General features: G+C 63.0%; 11 protein-coding genes and 1 pseudogene. 8 read left to right on the top strand and 4 right to left on the bottom strand.

The features are described from left to right. Window positions 1-104 precede the first annotated feature (104 nt). Window positions 105-983, bottom strand: coding sequence for an acyl-CoA dehydrogenase (locus KI242_RS07085; protein WP_011059683.1), 879 nt, complete (start codon window positions 981-983; stop codon window positions 105-107). 140 nt (window positions 984-1,123) lie between these two features. Here KI242_RS07085 and olsB point away from each other — a divergent pair, with 140 nt between their 5' ends. Further along, window positions 1,124-1,879 carry an L-ornithine N(alpha)-acyltransferase gene (gene olsB, locus KI242_RS07080; RefSeq protein ID WP_015634439.1) on the top strand — a complete coding sequence of 252 codons (756 nt, stop codon included), beginning with the start codon at window positions 1,124-1,126 and terminating at the stop codon, window positions 1,877-1,879. Beyond that, window positions 1,879-2,673 carry a lysophospholipid acyltransferase family protein gene (locus tag KI242_RS07075; protein WP_011059681.1) on the top strand — a complete coding sequence of 265 codons (795 nt, stop codon included), beginning with the start codon at window positions 1,879-1,881 and terminating at the stop codon, window positions 2,671-2,673. Before olsB ends, KI242_RS07075 begins: the two co-directional genes overlap by 1 nt. A 105-nt stretch (window positions 2,674-2,778) precedes the next feature. Here the strand turns inward: KI242_RS07075 and KI242_RS07070 are convergent, their stop codons facing one another. Beyond that, the gene (locus KI242_RS07070) at window positions 2,779-3,360 is read right to left on the bottom strand and encodes an ACP phosphodiesterase (protein ID WP_015634438.1); all 582 of its coding nucleotides are present in this window, start codon (window positions 3,358-3,360) and stop codon (window positions 2,779-2,781) included. Between the two features lie 153 nt (window positions 3,361-3,513). Here KI242_RS07070 and KI242_RS07065 point away from each other — a divergent pair, with 153 nt between their 5' ends. From KI242_RS07065 to KI242_RS07055, 3 genes and pseudogenes are all read left to right on the top strand, one after another. Further along, window positions 3,514-3,816 carry a metalloregulator ArsR/SmtB family transcription factor gene (locus tag KI242_RS07065; protein ID WP_011059679.1) on the top strand — a complete coding sequence of 101 codons (303 nt, stop codon included), beginning with the start codon at window positions 3,514-3,516 and terminating at the stop codon, window positions 3,814-3,816. 18 nt (window positions 3,817-3,834) lie between these two features. After that, a pseudogene (locus KI242_RS07060) lies at window positions 3,835-4,988 on the top strand (MFS transporter). A 34-nt stretch (window positions 4,989-5,022) separates the two neighbouring features. Then, entirely contained in the window at window positions 5,023-6,072 is a 1,050-nt protein-coding gene (locus KI242_RS07055) for an alkene reductase (RefSeq protein WP_011059677.1), read from the top strand. 193 nt (window positions 6,073-6,265) lie between these two features. Here KI242_RS07055 and KI242_RS07050 read toward each other — a convergent pair whose 3' ends face one another. Both KI242_RS07050 and emhR read right to left on the bottom strand, forming a co-directional pair. Continuing rightward, a complete protein-coding gene (locus KI242_RS07050) occupies window positions 6,266-7,150 on the bottom strand; it encodes a DMT family transporter (RefSeq protein WP_011059676.1) in 885 nt (294 codons plus the stop codon). 161 nt (window positions 7,151-7,311) lie between these two features. Beyond that, window positions 7,312-7,944, bottom strand: a complete 633-nt coding sequence (emhR, locus tag KI242_RS07045) for an efflux system transcriptional repressor EmhR (RefSeq protein WP_011059675.1) — start codon at window positions 7,942-7,944, stop codon at window positions 7,312-7,314. 265 nt (window positions 7,945-8,209) lie between these two features. Between emhR and emhA the strand changes: the two genes are divergently transcribed. From emhA to KI242_RS07030, 3 genes are read left to right on the top strand one after another with little or no spacing between them, the layout of a single operon-like run. Continuing rightward, complete coding sequence (gene emhA / locus KI242_RS07040) at window positions 8,210-9,367, top strand: efflux RND transporter periplasmic adaptor subunit EmhA (protein ID WP_015634435.1); 1,158 nt, start codon at window positions 8,210-8,212, stop codon at window positions 9,365-9,367. Between the two features lie 3 nt (window positions 9,368-9,370). After that, window positions 9,371-12,517: an efflux RND transporter permease subunit gene (locus KI242_RS07035; protein WP_041751993.1), complete on the top strand. Its 3,147-nt coding sequence runs from the start codon at window positions 9,371-9,373 to the stop codon at window positions 12,515-12,517. Beyond that, window positions 12,514-13,974 (top strand): efflux RND transporter outer membrane subunit EmhC, encoded by a 1,461-nt coding sequence (locus tag KI242_RS07030; protein WP_011059672.1) that lies wholly within the window; start codon window positions 12,514-12,516, stop codon window positions 13,972-13,974. Before KI242_RS07035 ends, KI242_RS07030 begins: the two co-directional genes overlap by 4 nt. The last annotated feature ends 25 nt before the right edge of the window (window positions 13,975-13,999 follow it).

Here is a 13,999-nt window from a genome sequence, read left to right as displayed (position 1 = left end):
GTTGGCCGAATATTCGATAGGGCGCGAGAACCGCTTCTTGTAGGAGCTGGCTTGCCAGCGAATGCGGTTTCGGAGACTGCACACTCCTCGCGGCAAGCCGGCTCCTACAGGGAGGCCAGGGCCTTGGCCAGGCGCTGTGCGCGAGCGCTGGCGGCGAGGTCCAGCAGGGCCTGGTCGCGGGTCCATTGCTCGCGCCAGAGCTGTGGCCCCTGGGCGAAGGCAATGCCGATCTCGGGTTTCAGCGCCTCGAACTGCACGAACAGGCCCGCAAGCAGAATGTGCCCGCTGCTCAGCGCCGGGTTCTGCCGGCTGGCTTCGGCACAGCCGGCCAGCAAGCCCAGCAGTTGCAACTGCAAGGGCTGCGGCCAGCCGCTGTCCTGCCCCACGCCATACAGCCAGGCCAGCATGGCGCTCAGGACATAGATGTCTTCCAGGGTGCGGAACGGCTTGACGTAGGCATCCCAGCCGTCGCCGGCCAGCAACTCGCAGGCGGCGTTGTCCAGCTCCAGGCAGCCGTGGCTGATCTCCGGCATCAGGGCAATGGCGGGCAGGGTCTGGACCTTGACCCCGGGCTCGCCGGGATAGACCACCGTCAGGCGCAGGGCTGCGCGCTCCCCCGGGGCTTCGCAGCGAGCCGCCACCAGCAGCCAGTCGGCGGCATCGCCGGCGGTGACGAAATCCTTGCGCCCGTGCAGGCGCAGATCCTCCAGGCGGGTCTGCATGTCCGCCGGGCGCAGGCTGCGGCGTTCGGTCGCGCATAAAGCCCCCAGACTGGACGGCGCGCTGGGCCACAACATGCGCAATGCCGCCTGGTAGCCCACCAGGAAGGCCAGCCCCGGGGTGGCCATCAAGCGCCCGCCGCGCACCGCCAGTTCGAAGGGCGTGACGTTGCCCAGGTGCGCCAGCAAAGCCCCGTAGCCCTCGGCCAGGTCGGGGTTGGCGGGCAATCGTTCACGGCTCTCGAGCAGGGCTTGCCAGGGCATTCGAAGGTCCTCAGGGGCTGTCATATAAGCATCACCAAAGCTTCATGGCGATGACACCGGGGCTACATAGCCTGACTTTGCACAACAAAGTCGATTGGCTGCAACCCAAGGCGGGTCAGTAGCCCGCACGGAGATTCACGATGACTCAGATCGCCCGCATCAGCGACACCGGCACTGAACGCCGCCTGCAAGCCGAACGCCTGATCGGCGCGAAGGCTCTGCAAGAAGCCCAGGCCCTGCGTTTCAACGTCTTCAGTGGCGAGTTCAACGCCAAGCTCAAGGGCGCGGAACTGGGTCTGGACATGGATGACTATGACGTTCATTGCAGCCACATCGGTGTGCGCGACCTGAACACCGGGCGCCTGGTGGCCACCACCCGCCTGCTGGACCACCAGGCCGCCAGCAGCCTGGGGCGTTTCTACAGCGAAGAAGAATTCAGCCTGCACGGCCTGGTGCAGCTTAAGGGGCCGATTCTGGAGATCGGCCGCACCTGCGTCGACCCGGCCTACCGCAACGGCGGCACCATCGCCGTGCTCTGGGGCGAACTGGCGGAAGTGCTCAATCAGGGTGGCTACAGCTACCTCATGGGCTGCGCCAGCATTCCCATGCAGGACGGCGGCGTGCAGGCCCAGGCGATCATGCAGCGCCTGCGCGAGCGCTACCTGTGCACCGAGCACCTGCGGGCCGAGCCGAAGAACCCGCTGCCGAGCCTGGACATTCCGTCCAATGTGATCGCCGAGATGCCGCCCCTGCTCAAGGCCTACATGCGCCTGGGCGCGAAGATCTGCGGCGAGCCGTGCTGGGACGAGGATTTCCAGGTCGCCGATGTGTTCATCCTGCTCAAGCGCGACGAGCTGTGCCCGCGCTACGCCCGGCACTTCAAGGCGGCGGTCTGATGCGCCGGCTGCGGGTCTACGGGCGCATCGCCCGAGTGCTGCTGGTGGTGGCGCTGGGCCTGAGCATGGCCAGTATCTTCGGTTTGCTGGAACGCTTGGGGGTCGCCAACTCCATGGTCCGGCGCCAGCGCTGGTCGCGCTTCTTCATGGCACGCTTGAGCAATGCCCTGCCCTTTCAGGTCTCGGTGCATGGCGAGCTGCCCCGCCAACCGATGCTCTGGATCAGCAACCATGTGTCCTGGACCGATATCCCGCTGCTGGGCATGCTGACGCCGCTGTCCTTCCTGTCCAAGGCAGAAGTGCGCACCTGGCCGGTGGCCGGTTGGCTGGCCGCCAAGGCCGGCAGCCTGTTCATCCGCCGCGGCGCCGGTGACAGCCAGTTGATCCGCAAGCAGATGACCCGGCATTTGCAGGAGCAGCACCCACTGCTGCTGTTCCCCGAAGGCACCACCACCGATGGCCGTGGCCTGCGCACCTTCCACGGGCGCTTGCTGGCCAGCGCCATCGATGCCGACGTCTGCCTGCAACCGGTGGCGATCCGTTACCTGCGCGACGGCCAGATCGATACCCTGGCGCCCTTCATCGGCGACGACGATCTGCTCTCGCACCTGATGCGCCTGTTCGCCAATGACCGGGGCCAGGTGGAGATCCACCTGCTCAAGCCGATTGCCTGCCAGGGCCAGGAACGTGCGGCGCTGGCCTTCCAGGCCCAGCAAGCCGTGCAGAAGGCGCTGTTCGGTGATGTCATGCTGCCCGCCGAACCACGCCGCAACGGCGAACTGGTCGCGGCCTGAAACTCTCTGCAGGAGCCGGCTTGCCGGCGAAAAGGCCCTTGAAACCTGCGTCGGTCATGAGAGCACCTTCGCTGGCAAGCCAGCTCCTACAACAGCCATCGTGAGTCAGGGCAATTGGATGTGCTGCGCGGCGAATGCCTGCAATTGCGGGTAGAAAGCGCGGAAGTCTTCGCTCAACGGTTCATACAGCCGTTCCAGCTCGACCATCGCCGCGGTCAGCTCCTCTGGCCGTGACAGGCGCCGAGCAATCCCCCGCAACACCTGCTCCAGCACCGCGAACTCGCGATAGGAACCCAGCCAGTCATCCGCCGCCATGTAAGGCGCAATCTGCGCCAGCCGCGCCGGCAACTGCGGCTCGGCCGCCAGCACCCGGTACACCTCGGCGGTGAACAGCGGCAGGGGCCGGTCGGCGTAATGCTGCCAGTCCCGGGCCAGACAATGGTCGAAGAACACGTCGATGACGATGCCGGCGTAACGCCTTCGCGTCAGGGAGAAACGCGACAGCGCCGCCACCACCAGCGGGTGACTGTCAGTGTAGGTATCGATGCGCCGATGCAGCTGGATCGCCGCCTCGACCTCGGGCGAAAACTGCCCTTGCAGGCGTCCCTTGACGAAATCGCCATACAGGCTGCCGAGTAATTGACCCGGGCGCTGGCCGCCAAGGTGCAGATGTGCGAGATAATTCATGGACGCAGCTTAGCACTGCGACCAACATATCGTTATAACCCGATATACCGATAAGTAATGATTTAAGACCAAAATCATATTGGTATATCGCGAAATAACGATTTAAATTTCGCTTCATCGCGATACAACGTTTCACAAAAAACGAGCACCGCCATGTCCCTCGACCTCGACGAAATAATAAAAGCCCTGGCACATCCGGTTCGCAGGGAAATCCTGCACTGGCTGAAAGACCCGACTGTCGAATTTCCCGATCAGGCTCACAGCAATGAGCACGGCGTCTGCGCCGGGCAGATCGACCAACGCTGCGGCCTGTCGCAGTCGACCGTGTCCGCCCACCTCGCCACCTTGCAACGCGCAGGCCTGATCAGCAGCCGGAAAGTCGGCCAATGGCATTTTTTCAAACGCAACGAGGAAACCATCCAGCAGTTCCTCACGCAAATGAGCCAACAGCTCTGACCTGACAAGGACCCGACAATGCCCCTTTCGCTTCTCATCCTGGCCTTGAGTGCCTTCGCCATCGGTACCACCGAGTTCGTCATCATGGGCCTGCTGCCCGATGTGGCGGCGGACCTCGGGGTGTCGATTCCCGGCGCCGGCTGGCTGGTCACCGGCTACGCCCTTGGGGTGGCCATCGGCGCGCCCTTCATGGCCCTGGCCACTGCCCGCCTGCCCCGCAAGGCAGCCCTGGTGGCGCTGATGGGAATCTTCATTGTCGGCAACCTGCTGTGTGCACTGGCCAGTGATTACAACGTGCTGATGTTTGCCCGGGTGATCACCGCGCTGTGCCACGGTGCCTTCTTTGGTATCGGTTCAGTGGTGGCCGCCGGCCTGGTGCCCGCCAACAAGCGCGCTTCGGCCGTGGCCCTGATGTTCAGGCCAACGTCCTTGGCGTGCCCCTGGGCACCGCCCTGGGCCAGGCAGCGGGCTGGCGCTCGACCTTCTGGGTGGTGACGGTGATCGGCGTAGTGGCGCTGATCGGCCTGCTGCGCTTCCTGCCGGCCAAGCGCGACGAGGAAAAACTCGACATGCGTGCAGAGCTGGCGGCCCTCAAGGGCGCGGGTATCTGGCTGTCCCTGAGCATGACCGCGCTGTTCGCCGCATCGATGTTCACCCTCTTCACCTACGTTGCACCGCTGCTCGGTGATGTCACCGGTGTCTCGCCCAAGGGCGTGACCTGGACCCTGCTGCTGATCGGCCTGGGACTGACCCTGGGCAACATCATCGGCGGCAAACTGGCGGACAAGCGCCTGGGCGCCACCCTGATCGGCGTGTTCGCGGCCATGGCCGTGGTCTCCACCGTACTGACCTGGACCAGCGTGGCGCTGATCCCCACCGAGATCACCCTGTTCCTCTGGGCCACCGCTTCGTTTGCCGCAGTGCCGGCGTTGCAGGTCAACGTAGTGACCTTCGGCAAGGCCGCACCGAACCTGGTTTCGACCCTGAACATCGGCGCCTTCAACATCGGCAATGCCCTGGGTGCCTGGGTCGGCGGCAGCGTCATCGCCCACGGCTTCGGCCTGACCAGCGTGCCGTTGGCAGCTGCGGCCCTGGCAATCCTGGCCCTGCTGGTGACGCTGATTACCTTTCGCCAGGGCGGCAACGCCGAACTGGCTCCTGCAACCCACTGATCCTCTCCCTATCCCTTAAAGAAGGCTGCACTCCATGACGACTCTCTTTGATCCGATCAAACTCGGCGATCTCGAACTGTCCAACCGCATCATCATGGCACCGCTGACCCGCTGCCGCGCCGATGCCGGCCGCGTACCCAACGCGCTGATGGCCGAGTACTACGTACAACGGGCTTCCGCCGGCCTGATCCTCAGCGAGGCCACCTCGGTGACCCCCATGGGCGTGGGCTACCCGGATACCCCCGGCATCTGGTCCAACGACCAGGTGCGTGGCTGGGCCAATGTGACCAAGGCAGTACACGGCGCCGGCGGCAAGATCTTCCTGCAGCTGTGGCACGTCGGACGCATCTCCCACCCGTCCTATCTGAACGGCGAAACCCCGGTGGCACCCAGCGCCCTCCAGCCCAAGGGGCATGTCAGCCTGGTGCGCCCACTGGCCGACTTCCCAACTCCGCGGGCCCTGGAAACCGCTGAGATCGCCGACATCGTCGACGCCTACCGGGTCGGCGCGGAAAATGCCAAGGCCGCCGGTTTCGACGGCGTGGAAATCCACGGCGCCAACGGCTACCTGCTGGACCAGTTCCTGCAAAGCAGCACCAACCAGCGTACCGACCAGTACGGCGGCTCCCTGGAAAACCGTGCCCGCCTGCTGCTGGAAGTCACCGACGCGGCCATCGAGATCTGGGGTGCCGGCCGGGTAGGCGTGCACCTGGCACCACGTGCCGACTCCCATGACATGGGTGATGCCAACCTGGCGGAGACCTTCACCTACGTCGCTCGGGAGCTGGGCAAACGCGGTATCGCCTTTATCTGCTCCCGCGAGAAAGAAGGCGCCGACAGCCTGGGCCCGCAACTCAAAGAAGCCTTCGGCGGCCCCTACATCGCCAACGAACGCTTCACCAAGGACAGCGCCAACGCCTGGCTGGCCGCTGGCAAGGCTGACGCCGTGGCCTTTGGTGTGCCCTTCATCGCCAACCCGGACCTGCCAGCCCGCCTGAAGGCCGATGCGCCGTTGAACGAAGCGCACCCGGAAACCTTCTACGGCAAGGGCCCGGTCGGCTATATCGACTACCCGACTCTGTAAGCCTGCATCGCTCGATAAAAAGCCCCGACTCTCGCGAGCCGGGGCTTTTTCATGGCCTGCACATTCGTTGTAGCCGCTGCCGCAGGCTCGGGCCGCGTACGCACGGTCGCCCCGAAGGGGCGCGATCATCTCAAGTTCGATGAAGGTCCTGCGGACCTTGTCGCGGACTGCGGCAGGGGCTACAGAAAGCCATTCAGCGTTTGCGCTGGGCCCAGGCCACCGCCAGGCCGCTGAGGCAGATGACCGCGATACCGACCAGGGCGTACTGGTCCGGGGTATGGTCGAAGATCAGGTAGCCAAAGAGCCCGGCGAAAAGAATCTGCCCATAGCTGAAAGGCGCCAGCATCGCCGGCGCGGCATGGCGGAACGCCTGGGTCAGCAACATGTGGCCGAGCATGCCGCAGGTGCCCAGGCCGATCATGAACAGCCCATGAACCAACGTCGGCGTGCTCCAGAAGAACGGCAGCAGCGCGCTCATGATCAGGCTGTTGAGGATCCCGGTGAGAAAGTTGCTAGTGGTCGGGCTGTCGACACCACTGAGCTTGCGGGTCAGCAACTGGTAGAAGCCGAAGCACAGCGCCGACCCCAGCGGCAGCAGGATTGCCGGCGTGAACAACGCGCCACCGGGACGCACCACAATCAGCACCCCGACGAACCCCGCCAGCACTGCCAGCCACTGGGCGCGACTGACCCGCTCCCCCAGAAACGGCACCGACAGGGCAGTCACCAGCAAGGGCGCCAGGAAGTTGACCGCGGTCGCTTCTGCTAGGGGTATATAGCGCAGGCCGGTGGTGAACAGCAGGCTGGTGCCGATCAGGCACAGGGCCCGCAGCAATTGCAGCCCGGGGCGCTTGGTGCGCACCACCGCAGAGAAACCACTGCGCGGCACGAAGACCACCAGCATCAACAGGGTGTGCACCACATAGCGGGCCCAGACCACCATGACGATGGGATAAAAAGCCGACAGGTATTTGGATAACGTGTCGTGGCTGGCAAACAGCAGGACCGCCAGGCAGATCAGGGCGATCCCCTTGATGGGGTGTTCCGCGCCGTTGAACGGTGAAGGGCTCACACTCATTCACACACCCGCAACAAAATCCCTACAAAATACGTAGCTCGCTATCTATCAACCTGCAGCAAGCCCGTATATAAAAGCACCCCATTGTGAAGTGCGACCCCGGGTATGAACGTCCCTCGCCTTAAATGTTGACACAACCGGACTCAATTACGCATTTTGTCTTAATGACGGAGGTTGGGGCTCAAGCGCAGCATATCCAGCCCGATGTCGATCCAGCGCTCTGCTTCGGTGTGCAGGGCGAAGCTGTCAGGGGCCAGCAACCACTGGTAGAGAATGCCATCGATGAACGCATGCAACGTGATAGCTGCCCGCGCCGCATCGAGATTCTCGGGCAATTGCCCACGATTCACTGCATTACGCAACGCCAGCTCGATGTGTACGTTGCAGTCCAGGCTGGCAGCGCGACGCTGGCGGCGCAGGTCGCACATTTCGTCGGTGAACTCGCACTTGTGAAACAGGATTTCATTGATGCGTCGGGTTTTCGGGTCCAGGGCAACTTGATGAAACAAATGAATGAGCAGCTTGCGCATGCAGCCCAACGGGTCCATTTCATCTACATTCTCACTGGCCGCGGCCATTTCATCCAAAGGTTCACGCAGGCTGTCGAGCATGGCCTGCACCAGATCGGCCTTGTTGCTGAAGTGCCAATAGATGGCACCTCGCGTGACTCCCGCCAGCGCCGCGATGTCGGCCAGGGTGGTACGCGCCACGCCACGCTCGTAAAAGGCCTTTTCGGCGGCCTCGAGTATCTGGCTGCGAGTTTCTTGAGCTTCCTCTTTGGTACGACGGACCATGGCAGTAAAACCTCGATCAGGATCTTTCAGCGATGCGTGAAGACCTTCTGAATAAATATGGAACGGCATCTCGAGTGCCGTTTGCCCAGCCTACAATTCAACACCTACAGGGGCTTTTGTAACCGGATGGGTACGCCGCAGGGGTATTTACAAACAACCATGAACGTAAGTATATTCCTTAGCAAGCTACTTATCCACTCAGCCAAGCATTTTTACCCTTCCACTTTTCTTGTGCGCATCTTGCGTGCCTGACCCGAGGATTTTCATGCAACTCAAGCCAGCTGTTACCGCTCTGGTCACTGCCGTCGCCCTGGCATCGCTGCTCAGCGGATGTAAAAAGGAAGAGGCGGCGCCTGCCCCTCAAGCCCCTCAGGTCGGCGTCGTTACCCTGCAACCACAAGCCTTTACCTTGACTTCCGAACTCCCGGGCCGGACCACTGCGTTCCGCATCGCCGAAGTTCGCCCACAGGTAAACGGGATCATTCTCAAGCGTCTGTTCAAAGAAGGTGGAGACGTCAAGGAAGGTCAGCAGCTTTATCAGATCGATCCATCGGTCTATGAGGCAACGCTGAAAAGTGCCGAGGCTAATCTGCAATCGACCAAGTCGATTTCTGATCGCTACAAGCAACTGGTCAACGAGCAGGCCGTAAGCCGCCAGGAATACGACACTGCCGTGGCCAACCGCCTGCAGTCGGAAGCCTCGCTGCAAAGCGCCCAGATCAACCTGCGCTACACCAAAGTGCTGTCGCCACTGACCGGCCGAATCGGCCGTTCCTCGGTGACCGAAGGCGCCCTGGTGAGCAATGGCCAGGCCGATGCCATGGCCGTGATCCAGCAGCTGGACCCAATCTACGTCGACGTTACCCAGTCCTCGGTAGAACTGCTGGAACTGCGTCGCGAACTGGAAAGCGGTCGCCTGCAGAAAGTCGGCGACAATGCCGCCAAGGTCAAACTGACCCTGGAAGACGGCAGCCAGTACAAGCTCGACGGCAAGCTGGAATTCTCCGAAGTCTCGGTGGACGAAACCACCGGCTCGGTGACCCTGCGCGCAGTGTTCCCGAACCCTGAGCACACCCTGCTGCCTGGCATGTTCGTCCACGCCCAGCTGCAAGCCGGGGTGAACAGCGCGGCGATCCTGGCTCCCCAGCAAGGCGTGACGCGCGACCTGAAAGGCACCCCGACCGCCCTGGTGGTTGGCCCGGATAACAAGGTCGAGCTGCGTCAACTCAAGGCCAGCCGCACGGTCGGCAGTCAGTGGTTGGTGGAAGATGGGCTGAAAGCCGGCGATCGCCTGATCACCGAAGGCCTGCAGTTCGTCAAGCCGGGCATTGAAGTCAAGGCCAGCGAAGCAACCAACGTTCCAGCGAAGAACCCGGCCCCTGCACAGGCAACTGACAAAGCTGCAGGCGGCAAAGGGGAGTAAACCATGTCGAAATTTTTTATCGACCGTCCGATCTTCGCCTGGGTAATCGCCCTGGTGATCATGTTGGTCGGGGCTCTATCGATCCTCAAATTGCCGATCAACCAGTACCCGAGCATCGCGCCGCCAGCGATCGCCATCTCCGTGACCTACCCAGGCGCTTCCGCACAGACCGTGCAGGACACCGTGGTTCAGGTGATCGAGCAGCAGCTCAACGGTATCGACAACCTGCGTTATGTGTCCTCGGAAAGTAACTCCGACGGCAGCATGACCATCACTGCGACCTTCGAACAGGGCACCAACTCGGACACCGCGCAGGTTCAGGTACAGAACAAGCTCAACCTGGCCACTCCGCTGCTGCCTCAAGAAGTGCAGCAGCAGGGTATCCGCGTGACCAAGGCAGTGAAGAACTTCCTGCTGGTGATCGGCGTGGTTTCCGAGGACGGCAGCATGTCCAAGGACGACCTGTCGAACTACATCGTGTCGAACATGCAGGACCCGATCTCGCGGACCGCGGGCGTCGGTGACTTCCAGGTATTCGGTGCCCAGTACGCGATGCGGATCTGGCTCGACCCGGCCAAGCTGAACAACTACAACCTGACCCCGGTGGACGTGAAGACCGCGGTTGCCGCGCAGAACGTCCAGGTATCGTCCGGCCAGCTCGGCGGCCTGCCTGCCCTGCCCGGCCAGCAACTCAACGCCACCATCATCGGCAAGACCCGCCTGCAGACTGCCGAGCAGTTCAAGGCGATCCTGCTGAAGGTCAACAAGGACGGCTCGCAAGTGCGTCTGGGCGATGTCGCGGACGTCGGCCTGGGTGGCGAGAACTACGCCATCAGCGCCCAGTTCAACGGCAAGCCGGCGTCCGGCCTGGCAGTGAAACTGGCCAACGGCGCCAACGCCCTGGACACCGCCAAGGCCCTGCGCAACACCATCAAGGACCTGGAACCCTTCTTCCCGCAAGGGATGAAGGTGGTGTTCCCGTATGACACCACCCCGGTGGTGACCGAATCCATCAAGGGTGTGGTTGAAACCCTGGTGGAAGCGATCGTCCTGGTGTTCCTGGTGATGTTCCTGTTCCTGCAGAACTTCCGCGCCACGGTGATCACCACCATGACGGTGCCGGTGGTACTGCTGGGTACCTTCGGCATCCTTGCGGCGGCCGGTTTCAGCATCAACACCCTGACCATGTTCGGCATGGTGCTGGCCATCGGCTTGCTGGTGGACGACGCCATCGTCGTGGTGGAGAACGTCGAGCGGGTGATGCACGAGGAAGGGCTGTCGCCCAAGGAGGCGACGAAAAAGTCCATGGGCCAGATCCAGGGAGCCCTGGTGGGTATCGCCCTGGTGCTGTCCGCGGTACTGCTGCCAATGGCCTTCTTCAGCGGCTCCACCGGGGTGATCTACAAGCAGTTCTCGATCACCGTGGTCTCGGCCATGGCCCTGTCGGTGCTGGTTGCCCTGATCTTCACTCCGGCCCTGTGCGCCACCATGCTCAAGGCCGTACCGCAAGGCGAACACGCCACCGAGAAGCGCGGCTTCTTCGGCTGGTTCAACCGCACCTTCGATCGCAGCGTGAAGAGCTACGAACGCGGCGTGGGCAACATGCTGCGCCATAAGGTTCCGTACCTGCTGGCCTACGTGCTGATCGTCCTGGGCATGATCTGGCTGTTCACCCGCATCCCGACCGCGTTCCTGCCGGAAGAAGACCAGGGCGTTCTGTTCGCCCAGGTACAGACTCCGGCCGGCTCCAGTGCCGAGCGGACCCAGGTGGTAGTGGACGAAATGCGCGCCTACCTGCTGGACAAGGAAAAGGACACCGTGGCTTCGGTGTTCACCGTGAACGGCTTCAACTTCGCCGGTCGCGGCCAGAGCTCGGGCATGGCCTTCATCATGCTCAAGCCGTGGGGCGAGCGTTCCGCGGAAAACAACGTGTTCAACCTGGCAGCCCGCGCCCAGCAGCACTTCTTCAGTTTCCGTGACGCGATGGTGTTCGCCTTCGCCCCTCCAGCGGTACTGGAGCTGGGTAACGCCACCGGTTTCGACGTGTTCCTCCAGGACCGCGCCGGTATCGGCCATGAGAAACTGATGGCTGCACGCAACCAGTTCCTCGGCATGGCAGCCCAGAGCAAGGTGCTGTCCCAGGTACGTCCGAACGGCCTGAACGATGAACCGCAGTACCAGTTGACCATCGACGACGAGCGCGCCAGTGCCCTGGGCGTGACCCTCACCGATATCAACAACACCCTGTCGATTGCCCTGGGCAGTAGCTACGTCAACGACTTCATCGACCGTGGTCGGGTGAAGAAGGTGTACATCCAGGGTCAGGCCGGTGCCCGCATGAGCCCCGAAGACCTGAAGAAGTGGTACGTACGCAACAGCGCCGGAACCATGGTGCCGTTCTCCTCCTTCGCCAAGGGCGAGTGGATCTACGGCTCGCCCAAGCTGGCCCGTTACAACGGCGTGGAAGCCATGGAAGTGCTCGGTGCCCCGGCCCCTGGCTACAGTACCGGTGAAGCCATGGCCGAAGTCGAGGCCATTGCCGCGAAGCTGCCGGCGGGTGTCGGTATCTCCTGGACCGGCCTGTCCTACGAGGAACGTCTGTCGGGCTCCCAGGCACCTGCGCTGTACGCCTTGTCCCTGCTGATGGTGTTCCTGTGTCTGGCGGCGCTGTATGAAAGCTGGTCGATTCCGATCGCAGTGATGCTGGTTGTGCCCCTGGGGATCATCGGTGCACTGATGGCAACCAGCATGCGCGGCCTGTCCAACGACGTGTACTTCCAGGTAGGCCTGTTGGTGACCATTGGTCTGGCGGCGAAAAACGCCATTCTGATCGTCGAGTTCGCCAAGGAACTGCACGAGCAGGGCCGCAGCCTGGTAGACGCCGCGGTGGAAGCCTGCCGGATGCGTCTGCGGCCGATCATCATGACCTCCCTGGCCTTCGTCCTCGGGGTCGTGCCACTGGCCATCTCCACGGGCGCCGGCTCGGGTAGCCAGCATGCGATCGGTACCGGGGTGATCGGCGGTATGCTCACCGCGACTATCCTGGCGATCTTCTGGGTGCCATTGTTCTTCGTCACCGTATCGTCCATGGGCCGCAGGAAAGCGGACCTGTCAGAAACTACTGCAACCCCTAATGAGGCTGGCCAATGAGCAAGTCGCTACTCTCCCTGGCAATCACCGCCATCGCGCTAAGTGGTTGCTCGCTGATCCCGGATTACCAGCGCCCGGAAGCGCCGGTGGCGGCGCAGTTCCCCCAAGGCCCAGCCTACTCGCCAAAGGAGGCCGCCAACGTGGCGGCCGCCGAACAGGGCTGGCGGCAGTTCTTCCATGACCCGGCTCTGCAGCAACTGATCCAGACGTCCCTGGAAAACAACCGCGACCTCAGGGTCGCGGCGCTGAACATCGATGCCTACGCCGCGCAGTACCAGATCCAGCGGGCTGACCTGTTCCCTGCGGTTTCGGCCAACGCCAGCGGCAGCCGCCAGCGCACTCCGGCACGCATGTCGCAGACCGGCGAAGCCGGGATCACCAGCCAGTACTCGGCCACCGTGGGCGTCAGTGCCTATGAACTGGACCTGTTCGGCCGCGTTCGCAGCCTGAGCGAGCAGGCCCTGCAGACCTACTTCTCCAGCGAAGAAGCCCGGCGCAGCACCCAGATCAGCCTGGTGGCCAGCGTGGCCAACGCCTACATGACCTGGCAGGCCGACAAGGAACTGCTGAAGCTGACCCAAGACACCCTCGCCGCCTACGAGGAAAGCTACCGGCTGACCTCGCGCAGCAACGAAGTGGGCGTGGCCTCGGCCCTGGACCTGAGCCAGTCGCGGACTTCGGTGGAAAACGCCCGGGTCCAGCTGGCGCGCTACACCCGCCAGGTGGCCCAGGATGAAAACAGCCTGACCCTGCTGCTGGGTGCGGCGATTCCGGCCAATCTGCCGAAGGCCCAGCCGCTGTCGGCTGACCTGCTGAGCGACCTGCCGGCAGGCTTGCCGTCGGAGCTGCTGCAACGGCGTCCGGACATCCTCGAAGCCGAGTACAAGCTGAAAGCGGCCAACGCCAATATCGGCGCGGCGCGAGCAGCGTTCTTCCCGAGCATCAGCCTGACCGCCAATGCCGGTACCTTGAGCCCGGATCTCTCGGGCCTGTTCAAGGGGGGCTCGGGCACCTGGCTGTTCCAGCCGCAGATCAACCTGCCGATCTTCAACGCCGGCAGCCTGCGCGCCAGCCTGGACTACTCGAAAATCCAGAAAGACATCACCGTCGCGCAGTACGAGAAATCCATCCAGACCGCCTTCCAGGAAGTCTCCGATGGCCTGGCGGCACGCCAGACCTACAACCAGCAGTTGCAGGCCCAGCGTGATTTCGTCAACGCCAACCAGGACTACTATCGTCTGGCCGAGCGCCGCTACCGTATCGGGGTCGACAGCAACCTGACCTTCCTCGATGCCCAGCGGTCGCTGTTCAGCGCCCAGCAGGCACTGATCACCGATCGCCTGTCGCAGCTCACCAGCGAGGTCAACCTGTACAAGGCCCTCGGCGGTGGCTGGAGCGAACAGACAGCGAAGAACGAGCCACTGGCGGAAAAAGCCCCGGCGCTGCACCTGTTCTGAAGCGTCACCTGGCCATATGAAAAAC

The organism is Pseudomonas sp. Eqa60 (assembly GCF_018326405.1).
GTDB classification, from domain to species: Bacteria; Pseudomonadota; Gammaproteobacteria; order Pseudomonadales; family Pseudomonadaceae; genus Aquipseudomonas; species Aquipseudomonas protegens.
This window is presented reverse-complemented; position numbering and strand designations above follow the sequence as displayed.